Annotated in this window: 17 protein-coding genes and 1 tRNA gene; 7 read left to right on the top strand and 11 right to left on the bottom strand. The window is 69.9% G+C overall.

The features are described from left to right. Position 1: 1 nt before the first annotated feature. Positions 2 to 1,270: an HTTM domain-containing protein gene (locus tag ACIPTO_RS23450; protein ID WP_401195181.1), complete on the bottom strand. Its 1,269-nt coding sequence runs from the start codon at positions 1,268 to 1,270 to the stop codon at positions 2 to 4. Further along, positions 1,267 to 2,274: a DUF5819 family protein gene (locus tag ACIPTO_RS23445; RefSeq protein ID WP_401195179.1), complete on the bottom strand. Its 1,008-nt coding sequence runs from the start codon at positions 2,272 to 2,274 to the stop codon at positions 1,267 to 1,269. Before ACIPTO_RS23445 ends, ACIPTO_RS23450 begins: the two co-directional genes overlap by 4 nt. A gap of 429 nt (positions 2,275 to 2,703) precedes the next feature. Between ACIPTO_RS23445 and ACIPTO_RS23440 the strand changes: the two genes are divergently transcribed. Next, on the top strand, positions 2,704 to 3,846 hold the full coding sequence (locus ACIPTO_RS23440; protein WP_366318678.1) for an acyl-CoA dehydrogenase family protein: 1,143 nt from the start codon (positions 2,704 to 2,706) through the stop codon (positions 3,844 to 3,846). Between the two features lie 96 nt (positions 3,847 to 3,942). Here the strand turns inward: ACIPTO_RS23440 and ACIPTO_RS23435 are convergent, their stop codons facing one another. From ACIPTO_RS23435 to ACIPTO_RS23420, 4 genes are all read right to left on the bottom strand, one after another. Beyond that, entirely contained in the window at positions 3,943 to 4,272 is a 330-nt protein-coding gene (locus ACIPTO_RS23435; RefSeq protein WP_043675918.1) for a rhodanese-like domain-containing protein, read from the bottom strand. A gap of 14 nt (positions 4,273 to 4,286) precedes the next feature. Continuing rightward, positions 4,287 to 5,399: a J domain-containing protein gene (locus ACIPTO_RS23430; protein WP_401195177.1), complete on the bottom strand. Its 1,113-nt coding sequence runs from the start codon at positions 5,397 to 5,399 to the stop codon at positions 4,287 to 4,289. Positions 5,400 to 5,512: 113 nt separating this feature from the next. Beyond that, complete coding sequence (locus ACIPTO_RS23425; RefSeq protein ID WP_401195174.1) at positions 5,513 to 6,922, bottom strand: DUF2252 domain-containing protein; 1,410 nt, start codon at positions 6,920 to 6,922, stop codon at positions 5,513 to 5,515. Between the two features lie 438 nt (positions 6,923 to 7,360). Continuing rightward, on the bottom strand, positions 7,361 to 7,723 hold the full coding sequence (locus ACIPTO_RS23420; RefSeq protein ID WP_366318684.1) for a helix-turn-helix domain-containing protein: 363 nt from the start codon (positions 7,721 to 7,723) through the stop codon (positions 7,361 to 7,363). Between the two features lie 143 nt (positions 7,724 to 7,866). Between ACIPTO_RS23420 and ACIPTO_RS23415 the strand changes: the two genes are divergently transcribed. Beyond that, positions 7,867 to 8,520: an NAD(P)H-dependent oxidoreductase gene (locus tag ACIPTO_RS23415; protein ID WP_366318686.1), complete on the top strand. Its 654-nt coding sequence runs from the start codon at positions 7,867 to 7,869 to the stop codon at positions 8,518 to 8,520. 170 nt (positions 8,521 to 8,690) lie between these two features. Here ACIPTO_RS23415 and ACIPTO_RS23410 read toward each other — a convergent pair whose 3' ends face one another. The 5 genes from ACIPTO_RS23410 to ACIPTO_RS23390 form a co-directional block, all read right to left on the bottom strand. Next, entirely contained in the window at positions 8,691 to 8,921 is a 231-nt protein-coding gene (locus ACIPTO_RS23410; protein WP_401195171.1) for a hypothetical protein, read from the bottom strand. Between the two features lie 7 nt (positions 8,922 to 8,928). After that, complete coding sequence (locus ACIPTO_RS23405) at positions 8,929 to 9,393, bottom strand: hypothetical protein (protein WP_401195169.1); 465 nt, start codon at positions 9,391 to 9,393, stop codon at positions 8,929 to 8,931. 194 nt (positions 9,394 to 9,587) lie between these two features. Continuing rightward, the gene (locus ACIPTO_RS23400) at positions 9,588 to 10,337 is read right to left on the bottom strand and encodes a hypothetical protein (RefSeq protein ID WP_401195167.1); all 750 of its coding nucleotides are present in this window, start codon (positions 10,335 to 10,337) and stop codon (positions 9,588 to 9,590) included. Positions 10,338 to 10,350: 13 nt separating this feature from the next. Further along, positions 10,351 to 11,235, bottom strand: coding sequence for a DNA-processing protein DprA (locus tag ACIPTO_RS23395; RefSeq protein WP_401195165.1), 885 nt, complete (start codon positions 11,233 to 11,235; stop codon positions 10,351 to 10,353). Between the two features lie 368 nt (positions 11,236 to 11,603). After that, a tRNA-Leu gene (locus ACIPTO_RS23390) sits at positions 11,604 to 11,687 on the bottom strand. A gap of 1,062 nt (positions 11,688 to 12,749) precedes the next feature. Here ACIPTO_RS23390 and ACIPTO_RS23385 point away from each other — a divergent pair. The 5 genes from ACIPTO_RS23385 (at position 12,750) to ACIPTO_RS23365 (ending at position 18,701) form a co-directional block, all read left to right on the top strand. Beyond that, entirely contained in the window at positions 12,750 to 13,595 is an 846-nt protein-coding gene (locus tag ACIPTO_RS23385) for a DUF3662 and FHA domain-containing protein (protein ID WP_366318690.1), read from the top strand. Between the two features lie 10 nt (positions 13,596 to 13,605). Beyond that, entirely contained in the window at positions 13,606 to 14,127 is a 522-nt protein-coding gene (locus ACIPTO_RS23380) for an FHA domain-containing protein (RefSeq protein ID WP_366318692.1), read from the top strand. A 90-nt stretch (positions 14,128 to 14,217) separates the two neighbouring features. Then, the gene (locus ACIPTO_RS23375) at positions 14,218 to 15,750 is read left to right on the top strand and encodes a Stp1/IreP family PP2C-type Ser/Thr phosphatase (protein ID WP_401195472.1); all 1,533 of its coding nucleotides are present in this window, start codon (positions 14,218 to 14,220) and stop codon (positions 15,748 to 15,750) included. A 30-nt stretch (positions 15,751 to 15,780) separates the two neighbouring features. After that, positions 15,781 to 17,217: an FtsW/RodA/SpoVE family cell cycle protein gene (locus ACIPTO_RS23370; RefSeq protein ID WP_366318694.1), complete on the top strand. Its 1,437-nt coding sequence runs from the start codon at positions 15,781 to 15,783 to the stop codon at positions 17,215 to 17,217. Then, positions 17,214 to 18,701, top strand: a complete 1,488-nt coding sequence (locus tag ACIPTO_RS23365; RefSeq protein ID WP_401195161.1) for a peptidoglycan D,D-transpeptidase FtsI family protein — start codon at positions 17,214 to 17,216, stop codon at positions 18,699 to 18,701. Before ACIPTO_RS23370 ends, ACIPTO_RS23365 begins: the two co-directional genes overlap by 4 nt. The last annotated feature ends 90 nt before the right edge of the window (positions 18,702 to 18,791 follow it).

Raw genomic sequence — 18,791 nt, 5'->3', positions numbered from 1 at the left:
CCTACGCGGGCGCGCCGCGGCCCTCGGGGTCCGCGTGGGTGGAGGCCGGGTCGTCCGGACCAGTGTGGGTGTGCGCGGAGTCGCCCGGTGGCGGGGTGGAGTCGCCGCCTTCGGGGAGCGGTTTCGAAGCGCCCGCCGAAAACAGCCGTCCACGCGCGCGTGCCGCCCAGCCGCTCAGCCGGAGCAGGAACGACGTCGGCAGGAAGACCGCGTCCGTCGCGATCATCGCCAGGGAGAAGAACGGCAGCCCCAGGAGGACGGCGATGACGGCGTGCTCGGTCATCATCGCGGCCAGCAGAACGTTCTTGACGCGCCGGTTGAAGAGGGTGAACGGGAAGGCGACCTGGACGATCACGGTCCCGTAGGTCACGAGCATGACCATCGTGCCGTGGCCGGCCAGCAGGTCGGCGAGGCCGGGCCAGGGGGAGAAGTAGTCCAGGTGGAGCGGGTAGTAGACCGCGGTGCCGTCCTGCCAGCGGGAGCCCTGGATCTTGTACCAGCCGGCCGTCGCGTAGATCAGGCACGCCTCGCTCGCGATCACGAACAGGGCACCGTTGTGGACGACGTTCGCCACGACGTCGAGCAGCACCCGGGGCTCGTACGACCGCGCGTACCGCCTGACCGCCCACCACAGTGCCTGCGCCAGCCACACACCCCACAGGAGCGCGGGTACGAACCAGTCGCTGTCGAACCGGCCCCCCGAGGTCACCGCGACGAGCACGGCGCCGAGCACGACCCACAGGGCGGGCCCGACCCGGTCGGGAATCCACTCCCCACGCGCGCGTGCGTCCCGCGTCCGCGCGGCCCTGCGAGCGTCCAGGGACCAGACCTGGCCGCACCGGGTGAACACCAGGTAGATGGACATCAGGTGCAGGACGTTGTCGCCGCCGTCGCCCATGAAGACGCTGCGGTTCTGCAGCGAGAGCACGCCGACCATGAACAGCACGGACATCGTGCGGGTGCGCCAGCCCAGCAGCAGCAGGACGCTCGCCAGCACGGCCAGCGCGTACACCGCCTCGAACCAGAACTGCCCGTCCGACCACATCAGGGCCGTGAACGCGCCGTTGTCCGCGACCAGTTGGTGGGCGAGGTCCCAGCTCCACGGTCCGTCGGGGCCGTAGAGCTCCTGGCGGTGGGGCAGTTCGCGGAGCAGGAACAGCAGCCAGGTGCCGGCGAAACCGATGCGGATCACGGCGCTCTGGTACGGGCCGAGGGCCGACTCGGTGACGCGGGCGATGCCCCGGGAGACCGACAGTGCGAAACCGCTCACCGGACGCCTCCCGCGGCCTCGTCGGCCGGGACCGTCCACCAGGGCAGCAGCCGGTACTGGGGGGTCGTCGACACCTGCTCGTCACTCCACTCGGGCGGGGGCACGTTGGTGGTGCGGGAGCGGACCTGGACGCGCTGGACGGTGCCGCCCTTCCCGGCCGCGTCGTCCCGGTCCAGGCGTAGCACGACGATGCGGCGCAGATACGTCTCGGCGAGGGTGCCGCGCAGGCCGATCGGGCGGTTGGCGCTGTCGTGCGTGGCGGTGAGGAAGTCCCAGGCCCGGCGCAGTTCGTTCTGCTCGGTGTGGCTCGGCAGCAGATTGCCGTCGATGGCCGCGCCGTCCTCGGCCGACAGGTCGTACCAGCCGGTCGTACGGGTCGAGCCGTCCGCGCTCCGGACGTCGGCACGCACCTGGACCTCGATGTTCTGCTGGAGCGGGTTCGGCGCGAAGAGTTTCCAGTTCTGCTCGAACTCCGGGTAGATCCAGTCGTCGATCGCCTTGCCGTGCTGCTTCGTCACCGTGTTCGACGGCGCGACATGCAGGAACACCATCCCGAGATGCACGAGCGCCCCCACCGCGACGACGGCGACGGCGAGCGCGGCGACGACCTGATAGCGGAGGGACAGCGCGGGGACACCGACCCGGGCGTCCGGATACGGACCGACGGAATCGTATGACGACTCCGACTCCGACTCCGACTCCGACTCCGACTCCGGCTCCGGCTCGGGCTCCGGTATCGGTTGCGCCGGCGGCCCGGGCGGCGGCGGGTGAGGGAACTGCTGGGCGGGCACGCGCGGCCATCCGGAGGTGGCGGCGGTGTTCGGGTTCTTGGGGGCGGGGGGCGGAGGCGGGGTCTCCGGGGCAGCTGGAGAGGTGTGCGCCCCCTCGTCGGAGACCGGCTGCTGCTCACCCGCATCGGAGACCGGCTGCTGCTCACCCTCGTCGGAGACGGGCGCGTGATTGCCCCGCTCGGGGGCGTTCGAGCCTCCGTCGTTCGCGTCCATTCCGCCCCGTTTCCGGTTCCCGTCCGTCTTCCGGCCAGCCGCCGCCGTCCACCACACCCGCCCGGCCGGGCGACCCGCGGCGCTACACGCCTACCACGCCCCGGTGTCGCACGGAACGGTACTCAGGCGCACGCCCCGGGCACAGTCCTGTGCCTCACAGGTCACGCAGGTTGTCCACAGCGACTGCCCGCAGGTTATCCACAGCCGTTGACGCCTCTCCTCGGCGGATCCCACCATGGAGTTCCTGGACCGAACGATCGGTCGACGAGTCCGGCCCTGCGGGGAGGCCGCCGGACATGTCGACCGTCAGTACACACCCGGAGGTGCGCCCGTTCCCTTCTTCTAGAACCTGTTCTATCTTGACGCTCCGTCAGATCTGGTCGGACGCCCGGCTGTCGGCCGGTGTGCGCGTGCGGGAGGGCAGGGACCGTGGACTTCACCTTCAGTGAGGAGCAGCAGGCGGCGGCCGAGGCGGCGGCGGGGGTGTTCGCCGACGTCGCGCCGGACGGTGTGCCCAGTCCCGCGGACACCACGGGCGCCGTGGCCGAGGACTTCGACCGCGCGCTGTGGACCAGGCTCGCCGAGGCGGACCTGCTGAGCCTGCTGATCGACGAGGCGTACGGCGGCGCGGGCCTGGACGCGATCGCCCTGTGCCTGGTGCTGCGCGAGTCGGCGAAGGTGCTGGCCAGGGTGCCTCTCCTGGAGAGCAGCGCGGCCGCGGCGACCATACAGGCCTACGGCGGTGAGGAGTTGAGGTCCGCCCTGCTCGCCCGGGCCGGTCGCGGCGACCTCGTGCTGACCGTCGCCGCGAACGGCCGCACCGGCCACGACCCGGCCGAGCTCGCCGTGACGGCCCGGCGGGACGGCGACCGCTGGGTACTGGACGGCGTGCAGACGGCGGTCCCGTGGGCGTACGGCGCGGACCTGGTCGTCGTACCGGCGCACACGGACGCCGACCGGACCGTCCTCGCGCTGGTCGCCCCGGACCGCGAGGGAGTCGTCCTCGCCGAGCAGATCTCGACCACGGGCGAACGGCTCGCCGAACTGCGCCTGGAATCCGTGCCGATCGCCCGGGTCGACGTCATCGACGCCGAGGGTGCCTGGGAATGGCTACGGGACCTGCTGACCGCCGGCACCTGCGCACTGTCCCTAGGCCTCGGCACCGCCGTGCTGCGCATGACCGGCGAATACACCAGCAGGCGCGAGCAGTTCGGGTTCCCCGTCGCGACCTTCCAGGCCGTCGCCGTACAGGCCGCCGACCGCTACATCGACCTACGCGCGATGGAGGCCACCCTGTGGCAGGCGGCCTGGCGGATCGCCTCGGACGCCTCGGACGCACCGGGCGCGCTGCCGGCCGCCGCGGACCTGGCCGTGGCGAAGATCTGGGCGGCGGAGGGGGTACGACGGGTCGTGCAGACCGCGCAGCATCTGCACGGCGGGTTCGGCGCCGACACCGACTATCCCCTGCACCGGTACCACGCCTGGGCCAAGCACCTGGAACTGTCGCTCGGCCCGGCGGCGGCACACGAGGAGGCACTGGGGGACCTGCTGGCGGCCCACCCACTGGGATAGTCCGCGCCGGGACCTACGCCCTTGAACCCCGGCACCCCGGCACCCCGGCACCCCGTCAGCCGCCAGCCGCCAGCCGCCAGCCGCCAGCCACAAGTCCTAGAGCACGAAGCCCGGTTGGCCCTCGTCCGTGACGACCGGGCGGCCCGCGGCGGCCCACACCTGCATGCCGCCGTCGACGTTCACCGCGTCGATGCCCTGCTGGGCCAGGTACATGGTGACCTGCGCCGAACGTCCGCCGGAGCGGCAGATCACATGGACCCGGCCGTCCTGCGGCGCCGCCTCGGTCAACTCGCCGTACCGGGCCACGAATTCACTGATGGGGATGTGCAGCGCCCCCGTGGCGTGACCTGCCTGCCACTCGTCGTCCTCGCGGACGTCCAGCAGGAAGTCGCCGTCCTTGAGGTCCCCGACCTCGACCGTGGGCACACCAGCTCCGAAACTCATGCCCCGACGCTACCCGACGGACCTTCCGCCGTGCCCGGCTCCCCGAGCAGCGCGGCCAACTCGGCCTCCCGCTCGGCGACCTGGCCCAGCAGCTGTTCGGCGATCTCGTCGAGCAGCCGGTCCGGGTCGTCCGGGGCGAGCCGGAGCATGGAGCCGATGGCACCCTCCTCCAGATCGCGGGCGACGAGCGTGAGGAGTTCCTTGCGGTGAGCGAGCCATTCGAGGCGGGCGTAGAGCTCCTCGCTGGGGCTCGGGCCGCGCTCCGCCGGGGCCGGTCCGGCAGCCCACTCCTCGGCCAGCTCGCGCAGCAGCGGCGAGTCACCGCGGCTGTAGGCGGCGTTGACCCGGGTGATGAACTCCTCGCGCCGCTTGCGCTCGTCCTCGTCCTGAGCGAGGTCGGGGTGGGCCTTGCGGGCCAGCTCGCGGTAGAGCTTGCGGGCCTCCTCGCTGGGGCGCACCCGCTGCGGGGGCCGTACCGGCTGGTCCGTGAGCATCGCCGCGGCCTCCGGGAACAGGCCGTCGCCGTCCATCCAGCCGTGGAACAGCTCCTCGACCGCGGGCATCGGCATCACCCGGGCCCGCGCCTCGTCCGCCTTGCGGATGTCCTCGGGGTCGCCGGTGCGCGCGGCCGTGGCCTCGGCGATCCGGGCGTCCAGCTCGTCGAGGCGGGTGTACATCGGGCCGAGTTTCTGGTGGTGCAGCCGGGAGAAGTTCTCGACCTCGATGCGGAAGGTGTCGACCGCGATCTCGTACTCGATCAGCGCCTGCTCGGCGGCACGGACGGCCCGCTCCAGGCGTTCCTCGGGACGAGGGGGCGCGGTGTCCGCGGGGTGGGTGTCCGCGGAGTGGGCCTCGGCCGGGCGGGAGTCGGCCGTGTGGGCGCCGGCCTCGTGCGAGTCGGCCGTTTGCGAGTCGGCCGAGTGGGCGCCGGTCTCATCGGCACCGGTGCCCGGCGCACCCTGGGCGCTCTGCGTTTCCTGGGTGCCCTCGCTCGCGGAACCGTCGCCCGCCACCGCTCCGGCGGCGGACGGCACCTCGGCACCCGTCTGCTTCGGCGCCGGTTCGCCAAGGGGCGCGGACTGGGACTGGTCAGCTTCCGGGGTCGTCACCCGCCCAGCGTAGGCCACGGCCCGACGGGCCATGGGGCATCGGGTGGACCGGAGCCCTGTGGACCTTGGGTGACCTCGGCGCTCGCCCCGCCACTCGCCGCTTCCGCCGCTCCCTACACCCCCATCTCCGCCGGGATCCTCCCCAACCGCACCGCGCTCACCAACTCCGCGTGGTCCGTCTCGGTCCGGTCGGCGTAGGCGACGGCGAACGTGGCTATCGCCTCGTCGAGTTCGTCGTTCTTGCCGCAGTACCCGGCGATCAGGCGAGGGTCGGCGCTGTGGGCGTGGGCGCGGGCCAGGAGGGCGCCGGTCATGCGGCCGTAGTCGTCTATCTGGTCGGCGGCGAGGGCGGCGGGGTCGACGCTGCCCTTGCGGTTGCGGAACTGCCGTACCTGGAACGGCCGTCCGTCGACCGTCGTCCAGCCCAGCAGGATGTCGCTGACGACCTGCATCCGCTTCTGTCCGAGCACCACCCGCCGGCCCTCGTGCGGGACCTGTGGCGCGGCGAACCCGGCGGTCAGCAGATGCGGGACCAGCGCCGACGGGCGGGCCTCCTTCACCTGGAGGACGAGGGGTTCGCCACGGTGGTCGAGCAGCAGCACGACGTACGACCGCGTGCCCACGCTGCCTGTGCCGACGACGCGGAAGGCGACGTCGTGCACCGTGTGCCGCGCGAGGAGCGGGAGGCGGTCCTCGGAGAGGGTGTCCAGGTACTCCTCCAGGGAGGCCGCCACCGCCGCGGCCTCCTCGTCCGGGATCCGGCGCAGCACCGGCGAGGCGTCGACGAAGCGGCGCCCGCCGTCCTCGACGGCCTCGGTCGACTTGGCCGCGAACCGTCCGCTGGTGTTGGCCCGGGCCTTCTCGGAGACCCGCTCCAGCGTGCCGAGCAGGTCACGGGCGTCGGCGTGGGAGACCAACTCCTCGTCCGCGATGGCGTTCCACGCGTCCAGCACCGGGAGCTTGGCCAGCAGGCGCATCGTGCGGCGGTAGGAACCCACCGCGCCGTGCGCCGCATGGCGGCAGGTGTCCTCGTCGGCTCCGGCCTCCCGGCCCGCGAGCACCAGTGAGGCGGCGAGCCGCTTGAGGTCCCACTCCCAGGGGCCGTGCACCGTCTCGTCGAAGTCGTTCAGGTCGATGACCAGGCCGCCGCGGGCGTCGCCGTACAGGCCGAAGTTGGCCGCGTGGGCGTCGCCGCAGATCTGGGCGCCGATCCGGGTCATGGGGGTGCGGGCGAGGTCGTGGGCCATCAGCCCCGCCGAACCGCGCAGGAACGCGAAGGGGGTGGCTGCCATCCTGCCCACGCGTATCGGCGTGAGTCCGGGGATACGGCCGCGGCCGGACTCCTCGACCGCGGTCACCGCGTCCGGGCGGGCGCCGTCCAGGTCGAGAGCGGCGTGCGCGCTGCGCGGGACGATCGCCCGCAGCGCCTTCCCCTCCGCCTTGGGTGATCCCGCCACGGGCCACGTGGCGAAGCCCCGCACCCCCGGCAGCCTGCGCCCCACAACGACACCTGTCTCGGTCATGCGACCGCCTCCCCCGTACCCACACCCACGCTCACACGTGCGCTCGGCCGAACATCAACTCGCGACGACCGTACCGCCGCCGCCGAAAACACGTCAGACCCTGTGGACAACTCCGGGCCTGTGGAAAACGGGGGCTTCGAGGCGGTCGTAGGGCGGATGTCGAGCCGACTGGCCGGACGTCGGGCGGAATGGCCGGACATCGGGCCGTAGGGCGTAGGGCCGGGGACTTCGGGCGGAGTGGCCGAACATCGAGCCGTAAGGCCGGGCATCGGGCCGCAGGACGTAGGGCCGGGGACTTCGGGCTCAGTACGCGGCCGGCCGAGCCGCGCGCCCGTGCCCGGCCGGTCTCGAAACCCACGCCTGACCGGTCTCGACCCTCCCCGCCCGAGCGGTCCCACACCCCACACCCGGCGCCTCTCCGCCCACGCCCGGCGCCCCTCAGCACCCGCCCGACTGCCACCCCTCACGCAGGTGCACCTGCGCCCACGCGCCCAGTTCCCGCAGGGCCGGGCCCAACGCCTTCCCCGCCTCCGTGAGCCGGTACGAGACGCGCAACGGCGGCCCTTCGTCGACCTCGCGGACGAGGAGGCCGGCGGCGCCGAGTTCGGTGAGGCGGTCGGAGAGCATGCGTTCGCTGATGCCCGGGATGGCCCGGCGCAGGTCGGCGAAGTGGACCGGCTGCGCCATCAGGACGGCCACTATCGGCCCGGTCCAGCGCTTTCCGAGCAGCTGGAAGACACGGGTGATGCCGTCGTCGACCTTCTTGCACTGCCCCATGTCGTGACTCTGCTCGACCGCCATGCCCTCAGGGTACTGCCCTCCTGTATGGGGATGAAAAAAAGTAAGCACCTGTGTTATTCATAGTCGAGTACGAAAGCTCAGCTACTGAACAACCCAACGAGATTCCCGCGCCCAGCGCGTGTTCGCTTTCCCTGGAGACCCCCATGGCCACGCTCCTGCACATCGACTCCTCCGTGTTCCCCGCCGGCGCATCCGCCTCCCGCGCCGTCGCCGACGCCTTCCGCGCGTCCTGGGAGGAGCAGCACCCCGAGGGCACGGTGATCCACCGCGACCTCTCCGTGAACCCCGTGCCGCACATCACCGTCGACGCCCACACCGCCGGCTTCGCCGACCCGGCCACGCACACGCCCGCGCAGGCAGCGGCCTTCGCCGAGCGCGTACGGCTCATAGAGGAGCTGGAGCAGGCGGACGCGGTGCTGATCGGCGCCCCGATGTACAACGCGACGATCCCCTCGACCCTGAAGGCCTGGCTGGACAACGTGATCCTCATGGGCCGCACCGCGGGCACCGAGGACTCGAAGCTGAAGGGCATCCCGACGGTCGTGATCGCCAGCCGCGGCGGCGCCTACGGACCGGGCACCCCGCGCGAGGGCTACGACTACGTCCAGAACTACCTGAAGGCGATCCTCGTCGACGCGCTCGGCCTGGACGCCGAGTTCATCGTCCCGGAGCTGACCATGGCCCCGCAGAACCCGGCGATGGCCGACCTGGTCCCCCTCTACGAAGCGTCCCGCGAGCGCGCCCTCGGCGACGCGGCCACCAAGGCGAAGGAACTGGCCGAACGCCTCGCCGCCTGACCTGGCACCCACCCCGGCGTCGGGCCTCCGCCTCAGGTGAGAACAGCGTGTGATTGTCCTCACCTGAGGTTGGCTTCACCAAGGTCTCAGGGAAACCAGCGATCAGACCGTTCCGCGCACTGCCACGACATGGCTGCACCGCATGGCAGCACCACGGGGAACGACCTCACTCACTGCTTCCGCCCTTCTTCCTTCCGCATCCACGTCCGGCAGATCCAGCGCGCGAGCGCTCCCACCAGGACGGCGACGACGATCGCTCCCCAGTCGATGACATGCGGAAGCCCGGGGAAGAAGGCGAAGAAGGCGAGTGCGAGGACAAAGCCGGCCGCAAACGCGGCGATCCCGGCCGACCGCCGTCGGGTCTCCTCGGACTGTTCGGGCCCCTGCTGCTGATCGATCATGAACCGCTCACTTCGTGATGTGGTGGCACTGACTCACCCGCCGCACCCCGTTGACGTAGAGATGCGCACACGCCTTTCCATAACGAGGCAGCGTCTGGGGAGAGTTGTTGCGCATCGGGTCGATCTTGCACTCGGAGTGCGTTCCCCCACGGGACCTCCGATAGGTCCTGTTGTCGGTGTCGACGTACGTGAAGTCGATGCGCCAGTTGCAGAATCCACTGCTCAGCGCGCCGACGAAGGCACAGTCGACGCCCGCGTTCTGATACGTGATCCTTCGCCCGCTGCCCCTGAGGACGTGCGTGAACAGGCAGCCTGTCGGGATCTTCACCGTCATACCCCCGACGCTGTAGTCGAAGGTCCTCACCGGAGTCGTCCCGACAGCACCGGCCTGGGCCACCGAGGCACTCGTCAGCACGAGCGCACACGCGGCGGCCAGACCGGTTAACAACCTGGATCGATGCAGCGCAACCATGAACAATCCCCTTTCGGCAGAGCATCTCTTCCGACCGGAAAGAACTCCGTCGCAGCGATCATGTTCCTGGCCGATGGGATGGTTCACCGACTTGAGTGATCAATCGGTAGTGCGCTGACCTGCTGATTCGTTTCCTCGACGCCGCTCGCCGAGCCGTATTCCGATCCCTCGGTCAGAGGCCCCCTGCTCAGGATTCAGGCGTGGCTCCACGGCCGGATCGCACAGAGTTCCCAACCGAAGCGGCGCAGCCGGGCCTGTTCGACGTACGCAGCCGTATCGCCGTAGCCGATGTTGAGATGCCGCCCAAGGACGACGATGGCCACGCTTCCCGCTCCGGCGACCTTCAGTGCCGCGGACGCGGACTGGGCATGGTTGCCGGTGGTCCAGGTGTCGTCGATGAGCAGCACGTTCTCACCCCAGAGCGCCTGGGACACGTAACGCTCCGCTGAAGCGGAACGGCCGAGCGCCGATGCATCGGGCGTCGGCGTAAGCAGGTCGCGATAGCGGTCACGTGTGACACCGACCACATCGGCGACCATGTCCCGGAGGGGATGGTGTTCACGGCCGCTGGTGCTGGGCACGGTGGTGACGATGTCGAAGCCGGATATCGCGCAGTGGTGCGCAATGCAGTCTTCATGCGCGGCAAGAAAGCGCCACAGGACAGCCGCCAATCCCATGCGGAAATAATGCTGTTGGGGGCCGTTTGCGTTTTTGTAGCGCCACAGCTCGTTGGCGTACTGCTCTCCCTTGAGTGCCAGGCTCAGCGGTACGACAGCGTCGGCAACACCCGCGCCGAGGATGTCTCCGGCCTGGTGACATTGCCAACAGGTGGGGTAGCCGACGTTCGCTGTGCCGCGGCAGACCTGACAGACGCCCGGGCCGGGCAGCAGAGGATGGACGAGGAAGTTGGCATAACGGGCGGACAGCCCGACGACGGTTGCCACCCGGGTCCGCCGGCTACGTCCAGGTGAGCTCGCCCGTGGCGGGGACGAGAGAGTCGAGTTCACCGAAGACGTCGTCAGGGCCGTCGACGACGGTCGTGTTGGGCCTGGTCGCGTACTCCCGTGCCCATTCGTGGGTCATGAGAGAGCGCATGAGGAAGACGCGTCGACCATGCTCCAGAGCAAGGCGGGCCTGCATGCGGGCGCCACTACGGTACGCCGCCTCGACCACGACGGTGGCGAGACTGTAACCACTCATGACGGCGTTACGCATGGGGAACGAGATCTTCGAGGGCGGGGCGTCGGGCCAGAACTGGGAGATCAGCAACCCGCGCTCGGCGATCTCCTGCTGGAGCCGTGCGTTCTGCGCCGGATAGGAACGCCGAAGGCCGGTGCCGATGACGGCGACGGTCCGGCCGCCGACGGCAAGAGCGGTTCCGTGCGCGGCACTGTCGATCCCGGCAGCGAGGCCGCTGACCACCGTCACGCCGCGCTTGGCTAGCCCTCCTGCGATGGCCCGAGCGTGCGTGACGCCCTCTGGGGTGGGCGTGCGGGTGCCGACTACGGCTACTCGGAGATCGTTACTGGCAGGCGTACCGCGCAGAAACAGGAAGGGCGGCCGTTGGTGGACCAGGCGAAGATTCAGCGGATAGTCATCGTCCAGGATCGTCACCAGTCGCATGCCCTCGCGCTCCCAGGCGTCGATCTCGGCGGCGACGGACTCAAGGTCCGGGACAGGTTCGGTGTCGAAGAGGGCGGCCTGCCCAGAGGCGTCGAGCGCGCTCTCGAGCACGTCGCGCGCGCTTCCGACGGCCTCGATCTGGTCAGTGATGTCGGGCCAAGAGCGGTCACCACGTCGCAGGAGTGCGACGAGGGCGGCTCGCTCCAGCTCCTGGTCCATGGCGCAAGTATAGGAAGAGCGTCCGAGCCCGGAAGTGAAACGTGCACGACGGAATCAAGGAACGCCGACGGGGCCCCACCGGCCGCGACCCAAGCCCGGCACAGCCGGAACACCCCGTCGGGATCACGATGATCAGCCGCTGACGAACAATGAGACCGTCCACCCGGAAAGTGAGACACCCCACACTCCAGCCCCCGAAGATCACCACCCCCAGAGCCCACCCCCGCCGACCACCCCGCACCCACCCATGTAATCCCGATCACACCGCGCACGCCCCGGCCCCGACGCCGGACAACACCCGGCCGAAGCCCGCCCACCGCGAACACGAAGAAGCCCCCCAGGTCCGAGACCTGAGGGGCTTCCTTCTGTGCGCGAGGGGGGAGTTGAACCCCCACGCCCTTTCGGGCACTGGAACCTGAATCCAGCGCGTCTGCCTATTCCGCCACCCGCGCATTGGGTGTGTCCTCTGGCCCTTGCCCCTAGGGGGTTGGCGCCTTCCGACATGCAGAAGATTAGCACGGTGCACGGGGTGGATTCACATCCCTTTCCCCTGAGCAGCAGCCCCACGCGAGACCCTGGCGCGACCCCCGACCGAGCCCCGGGCAGAGTCCCCGGCACAACCCTCACGCCGGCCCACCGGCCCTGACGCAGGCACTCACCCAAGCCCTCCACCCAGGCCCTCCGCCGAAGCCCACCGCAGCCCTCCACCCGAGCCCCGCCGCAATCCCCCGCCCCGCCCCGAGCCAGGCCGCATCCACCCCGGCCCCAGGCCCCCGGCCAAGCCCCGCCCACACCCCGCACCCACTCCCATCAGCACCCACGCCCACCCCAACCCCTCCTCACCGCACTCCACCCCGCACCCGAACCCCCGCCGAACCCCTCACCACCACCCCACCGAACACCCGACCCGCCACCCACCGACGCCCATCCGGACAACCGCCCGACACCCGCCCCACACCCCCGCCAGACCCCCGTCGGACCCCCACCGACAACCTCATCCACAGCCCACCCAAAATCCGCCAATCACCCACCCGCCACCCGCCCGGCATCCACCGACCACCGCTCACCACCCACCCGCCACCCACCGCGGCACCCCTCAGCCCCGCCCCGGCATCCCCCACTCCCCACCCAAAACCCCGCCACACCCCCACCAACCCCCACCTCACCCCCGAATAACCCCACCGACCCCACCGTCGAACACCCCCACCCCCCAGCACGTATCAACGTGGACCCCTCCACGTATCAACCTCGTACCGGTAACCGCCATCTCCCCAGGAGGCGGGCAAGGTCCACAGTCAGGTGCGGGACACTTGTCTGCGGCCCCCTCTACGATCCTGGGCAGGAGTAGTGCACAGGTAGTGGTGCAGAAGGAGTTCGACCGGGCCGACAAGGGGGAACCAGCCGATTTACCGGCGCGTGGATACGATCAGTAAGCAGTACCAAGGCAGTCAGCACAGCGGTAAGCACGGCAGTCTGTACGACTACCAGTGCGGCAACGACGGAGGAGGTGCCCCGTGGGAGTCCTGAAGAAGTTCGAGCAGCGCCTCGAAGGTCTGGTCAACGGCACCTTCGCCAAGGTGTTCAAGTCCGAGGTCCAGCCGGTCGAGATCGCCGGCGCGCTCCAGCGTGAGTGCGACAACAACGCGACGATCTGGAACCGCGACCGGACCGTCGTACCCAATGACTTCATCGTGGAGCTGAGCACGCCGGACTTCGAGCGGCTCAGCCCCTACTCCGGCCAGCTCGGTGACGAGCTCGCCGGCATGGTGCGCGACTACGCCAAGCAGCAGCGCTACACGTTCATGGGACCCATCAAGGTCCACCTGGAGAAGGCGGACGACCTCGACACCGGTCTGTACCGGGTGCGCAGCCGTACGCTCGCCTCCTCCACCAACCAGCAGGCTCCCGGCACGTCCGCTCCGGCGGCGCCGCCGGCGGGACGGCCCGGCGGGTACGGCTATCCGCCCTCCGCCGCCCCCGCGAGCGCCCCGCCGCCCATGCCGTCCGCACCGCCGCCCGGCGGCCGCGGATCGGCGCCGTACCTCCAGCCGGCCCCGGCCGCCCCGGCGGCAGGCGCACGCATGCGGTACTGGGTGGAGATCAACGGCGCCCGCCATCAGATCTCCCGCGCGACGTTGGTGATGGGCCGCAGCACCGAAGCCGACGTGCGGATCGACGACCCCGGCGTATCCCGCCGGCACTGTGAGATCCGGACCGGAACGCCCTCGACGATCCAGGATCTCGGGTCCACCAACGGCATCGTGGTGGACGGGCAGCACACCACCCGCGCTACGCTCCGCGACGGCTCGCGGATCGTCGTGGGCAGCACCACCATCATTTACCGGCAAGCCGAAGGGTGAAGCGGGGGCAATGTCAGAGCTGACCCTCACGGTCATGCGGCTGGGTTTCCTGGCCGTACTGTGGCTGTTCGTGATCGTGGCCGTGCAGGTCATCCGCAGCGACCTGTTCGGAACGCGTGTCACACAGCGCGGCGCGCGACGGGAAGCCGGACGACCGCAGCAACAGGCCGCCCGCCAGGCGGCACCTCCGCAGCAGCGCCAGCAGCAGTCGGGCGGGGGCGGCCGGCGCGGCCGTAACGCCCCCAGCAAGCTGGTCGTCAGTGAGGGAATCCTCACGGGAACCACCGTGGCGCTCCAGGGCCAGACCATCACCCTGGGCCGGGCGCACGATTCAACGATCGTGCTGGACGACGACTACGCCTCCAGCCGGCATGCCAGGATCTACCCGGACCGCGACGGCCAGTGGATCGTCGAGGACCTCGGATCCACGAACGGCACGTACCTGGACCGGTCCCGGCTGACGACCCCCACACCGATTCCGCTGGGCGCGCCGATCCGCATCGGCAAGACCGTCATCGAGCTGCGGAAGTAGTACGAAAATGAGCGAGCGGAGCGAGCACGCAGCGGCGGACCGCCTGGCGGACCCCGGCGCGCTCCCGACCGGAGGGTGGGCACCGTGCGGATGTACCCGGAGCCGACGGGCGAGGTGCGCATGAGTCTGTCACTGCGCTTCGCCGCCGGATCGCACAAAGGCATGATCCGCGAGGGCAACGAGGACTCGGGCTACGCCGGTCCACGTCTCCTCGCGATCGCCGACGGGATGGGCGGCCAGGCCGCCGGTGAGGTCGCCTCGTCCGAGGTGATCTCGACCATCGTCTCGCTCGACGACGACGTGCCGGGCTCCGACATCCTCACCTCGCTCGGCACCGCCGTGCAGCGGGCCAACGACCAGTTGCGCATGATGGTCGAGGAGGACCCGCAGCTGGAGGGCATGGGCACCACGCTCACCGCCCTGCTGTGGACCGGGCAGCGGCTCGGCCTGGTCCATGTCGGCGACTCCCGCGCCTACCTGCTGCGCGACGGGGTGCTGACCCAGATCACCCAGGACCACACCTGGGTGCAGCGGCTGGTCGACGAGGGCCGGATCACCGAGGAAGAGGCCACCACCCACCCGCAGCGCGCCCTGCTCATGCGCGCGCTCGGCAGCGGTGACCATGTCGAGCCGGACCTGTCGATCCGTGAAGTCCGGGCCGGCGACCGGTACTTGATCTGTTCCGACGGGCTGTCGGGCGTCGTCTCGCACCAGACGATGGAAGACACCCTCGCCAGCTACCAGGGCCCTCAGGAGACCGTGCAGGAGCTGATCCAGCTCGCCCTGCGCGGCGGCGGCCCCGACAACATCACGGTGATCATCGCCGACGTCCTGGACCTCGACACCGGCGACACCCTCGCCGCGCAGCTGTCGGACACCCCGGTGATCGTCGGCGCGGTCGCCGAGAACCAGCTGCACCAGCACGACAACGGCATCATGCAGACCCCGGCCGGCCGCGCCTCCGGGCTCGGCCGCCAGGTGCCCGGACAGAACGGCGGAGGCGGCGAGTTCGGCCCGCCCGGCTCCGGCGACAGCACCGGCTACACCCCCGAGGGCAGCTTCGGGGACTACACCGACGACGACTTCGTGAAGCCCTCCAAGGGCCGCAGGTGGTTCAAGAGATCCTTCTACACGGTGCTCGCGCTCGCCGTGATCGGCGGCGGCCTGTACGGCGGCTGGCGCTGGACGCAGACGCAGTACTTCGTGGGCGCCAACGGCGAGCACGTCGCGCTGTACCGCGGCATCAGCCAGGACCTCGCGTGGGTCTCGCTGTCGAAGGTCGAGAAGGACCACCCCGACATCGAACTCAAGTACCTCCCGCCCTACCAGCAGAAGCAGGTCAAGGCGACGATCGCCGAGGGCGGTCTGCAGGACGCCGAGAAGAAGATCGACGACCTCGCCGTGCAGGCCTCCGCGTGCAAGAAGGAGGCCGAGCGGGACAGCGCCACCAAGAAGCCCGCCGGCACCACGGGAACCACCAGCACCTCGCTCACGTCCAAAGCCACGCCGAAGCCGACTCCTTCGGCCACGACGTCGACGTCCCCGACCCCGTCTGCGACTCCCAGCCCCGGTCCCAGCCTTTCGGAGGAAGAGCAGCAGGTCGTCTCGCAGTGCAGCAAGTAATAGGCAAGCCGTGAGAGGCCCCGTCACACGATGAGCAGTTCTACCAACACGCCGTCGCACCACACGTCCACGATCGGCTCCATCGGCGCACCGAGCCGGCGCAACACCGAGCTGGCGCTCCTGGTGTTCGCCGTCCTCATCCCGGTGTTCGCCTACGCCAACGTGGGCCTGGCCATCAACGACCAGGTGCCGTCCGGGCTGCTGAGCTACGGCCTGGGCCTCGGCCTGCTGGCCGGCGTCGCGCACCTGGCCGTACGCAAGTTCGCGCCGTACGCGGACCCACTGCTGCTGCCGCTGGCGACGTTGCTGAACGGCATGGGACTCGTCATCATCTGGCGGCTCGACCAGTCGAAGCTGCTGCAGTCGATCAACCAGGCGGGCAACGCGGCGCCGCGGCAGCTGCTGTACACCGCGATGGGCATCGGGCTGTTCGCCGTCGTCCTGATCTTCCTCAAGGACCACCGCGCGCTGCAGCGCTACACGTACATCTCGATGGTCGGCGCGCTCGTCCTGCTGCTGCTGCCGCTGGTGCCGGGCCTCGGCGCCAACATCTACGGCGCGAAGATCTGGATCTCGGTCGGCGGATTCTCCATCCAGCCCGGTGAGTTCGCGAAGATCGTCCTCGCGATCTTCTTCGCCGGCTACCTGATGGTGAAGCGCGACGCGCTCGCGCTGGCCAGCCGCCGCTTCATGGGCCTCTACCTGCCGCGCGGCCGCGACCTCGGCCCGATCCTGGTCGTCTGGTTCATCTCGATCCTGATCCTGGTCTTCGAGACCGACCTCGGAACCTCGCTGCTGTTCTTCGGCATGTTCATCATCATGCTGTACGTCGCCACCGAGCGGACCAGCTGGATCGTCTTCGGTCTGCTGATGTCCGCGGCCGGCGCGGTCGGCGTGGCCACCTTCGAACCGCACGTCCAGCAGCGTGTCCAGGCGTGGCTCAACCCGATGAAGGAGTACACGCTCAGCAAGACCGTCGCCGGGCACTCCGCGCAGTCGATGGAGGCCCTGTGGGCCTTCGGCTCCGGCGGCACCCTCGGCACTGGTCTCGGCCAGGGCCACTCCGACCTCATCCGGTTCGCCGCGAACTCCGACTTCATCCTCGCCACCTTCGGCGAGGAACTGGGCCTCGCCGGCATCATGGCGATCCTGCTCATCTACGGCCTGATCGTGGAGCGCGGCGTGCGCACCGCCCTCGCCGCGCGCGACCCGTTCGGCAAGCTCCTCGCGGTCGGCCTCTCCGGCGGTATGGCCCTTCAGGTCTTCGTCGTCGCGGGCGGCGTGATGGGCCTCATCCCGCTGACCGGTATGACGATGCCCTTCGTGGCGTACGGCGGTTCCTCCGTGATCGCCAACTGGGCCCTCATCGGCATCCTGATCCGGATCAGCGACACCGCCCGCCGGCCGGCCCCCTCGCCCGCCCCCAGTCCCGACGCCGAGATGACCCAGGTGGTCCGCCCGTCATGAACAAGCCCCTGCGCCGGATCGCGCTCTTCTGCGGCCTCCTGGTCCTCACCCTGCTGCTGCGTGACAACTGGCTCCAGTACGTCAAGGCGGACGGCCTCAAGGACGACCCGAACAACCGCCGTGTCACCATCGCGCGCTACTCCACCCCGCGCGGCGACATCATCGTCGACGGCAATCCGATCACCGGCTCCACCGAGACCAGCACGTCCGGGCTGAACGACCTGAAGTACAAGCGGACGTACAAGAACGGCGCGATGTGGGCGCCGGTCACCGGATACGCCTCGCAGGCCTTCGGCGCCAACCAGCTGGAGTCCATCGAGGACGGCATCCTCACCGGCAACGACGACCGGCTCTTCTTCCGCAACACCCTCGACATGATCACCGGCAAGTCGAAGTCGGGCGGCAACGTCGTCACCACCCTCAACGCGGCCGCGCAGAACGCCGCGTGGAAGGGGCTGAAGAAGCAGGGCGGCAAGGGTGCCGTCGTCGCCCTCGACCCGTCCACCGGCAAGATCCTGGCGCTGGCGTCCTACCCGTCGTACGACCCCTCGTCGTTCGCGGGGAACTCGACCTCCACGGACTCCAAGGCCTGGCAGAAGCTGCAGAAGAAGTACGACCCGAACGACCCGATGCTCAACCGCGCGCTGCGCGAGACCTACCCGCCGGGCTCGACCTTCAAGGTGGTCACCGCGTCCGCGGCGCTGCAGAACAACCTGTACTCGTCCGCCGACGAGGCGACCGACTCGCCGCTGCCGTGGACCATGCCGGGCACCACGACCGAGCTGAAGAACGAGGGCAACATCCCCTGCAAGAACGCGACCCTGCGCGTCGCGCTGCAGTACTCGTGCAACACCGTCTTCGGCAAGGTCGGCTCCGACCTCGGCAACGACAAGATGCTGGCCGAGGCGAAGAAGTTCGGCTTCGACGCCGAGCAGTTCACGCCGGTCCGCTCCAGCGCCTCGGTCTTCTCCGACGACATGAACCCGTCGCAGACCGCGCTCTCCTCGATCGGCCAGTACAACACCGCCGCGACCCCGCTGCAGATGGCCATGGTCGCCTCCGCGGTCGCCAACGACGGCAAGCTGATGAAGCCGTACATGGTCGACAAGCTCCAGTCCTCGAACCTCGACACGATCGCGCAGACCGAGCCGGAGGAGCTGAGCCAGCCCCTCTCGTCGACGAACGCGCAGATCCTGCAGTCGATGATGGAGACGGTCGTCGAGAAGGGCACCGGCACCAGCGCGAAGATCCCCGGCGTCACCGTCGGCGGCAAGACCGGCACCGCCCAGCACGGTGTCGACAACAGCGAGAACCCGTACGCCTGGTTCCTCTCCTACGCCAAGAACGCCGACGGCAGTTCGCCGGTGGCCGTGGCCGTAGTCATCGAGGACGACAACGCCAACCGTGACGACATCTCCGGCGGCGGCCTCGCGGCCCCGATCGCGAAGAGCGTTATGGAGGCGGTCATCGACAGCAAGAAGTGACCCCGCTCACGTCCCCTTCACATCGGTGCACGTTGCGATACCGGTCCTGTATCGGGTGACGGGCTTGGCCAGGTCACACAAAGCCAGCCG

It is taken from the genome of Streptomyces sp. NPDC090083, from assembly GCF_044747445.1.
In the GTDB taxonomy this organism is placed as follows: domain Bacteria; phylum Actinomycetota; class Actinomycetes; order Streptomycetales; family Streptomycetaceae; genus Streptomyces.
Note: the sequence above shows the minus strand (reverse complement) of the source record. Positions and strands in the feature narration are given on the sequence as shown.

What these genes read in the sequence shown, in the direction of transcription:
- ACIPTO_RS23445 (WP_401195179.1), bottom strand. Translation starts at nt 2,274, where the DNA reads ATGGACGCGAACGACGGAGGCTCGAACGCCCCCGAGCGGGGCAATCAC.
- ACIPTO_RS23425 (WP_401195174.1), bottom strand. Translation starts at nt 6,922, where the DNA reads ATGACCGAGACAGGTGTCGTTGTGGGGCGCAGGCTGCCGGGGGTGCGG.
- ACIPTO_RS23420 (WP_366318684.1), bottom strand. Translation starts at nt 7,723, where the DNA reads ATGGCGGTCGAGCAGAGTCACGACATGGGGCAGTGCAAGAAGGTCGAC.
- ACIPTO_RS23415 (WP_366318686.1), top strand. Translation starts at nt 7,867, where the DNA reads ATGGCCACGCTCCTGCACATCGACTCCTCCGTGTTCCCCGCCGGCGCA.
- ACIPTO_RS23410 (WP_401195171.1), bottom strand. Translation starts at nt 8,921, where the DNA reads ATGATCGATCAGCAGCAGGGGCCCGAACAGTCCGAGGAGACCCGACGG.
- ACIPTO_RS23405 (WP_401195169.1), bottom strand. Translation starts at nt 9,393, where the DNA reads ATGGTTGCGCTGCATCGATCCAGGTTGTTAACCGGTCTGGCCGCCGCG.
- ACIPTO_RS23395 (WP_401195165.1), bottom strand. Translation starts at nt 11,235, where the DNA reads ATGGACCAGGAGCTGGAGCGAGCCGCCCTCGTCGCACTCCTGCGACGT.
- ACIPTO_RS23380 (WP_366318692.1), top strand. Translation starts at nt 13,606, where the DNA reads ATGTCAGAGCTGACCCTCACGGTCATGCGGCTGGGTTTCCTGGCCGTA.
- ACIPTO_RS23375 (WP_401195472.1), top strand. Translation starts at nt 14,218, where the DNA reads ATGTACCCGGAGCCGACGGGCGAGGTGCGCATGAGTCTGTCACTGCGC.
- ACIPTO_RS23370 (WP_366318694.1), top strand. Translation starts at nt 15,781, where the DNA reads ATGAGCAGTTCTACCAACACGCCGTCGCACCACACGTCCACGATCGGC.
- ACIPTO_RS23365 (WP_401195161.1), top strand. Translation starts at nt 17,214, where the DNA reads ATGAACAAGCCCCTGCGCCGGATCGCGCTCTTCTGCGGCCTCCTGGTC.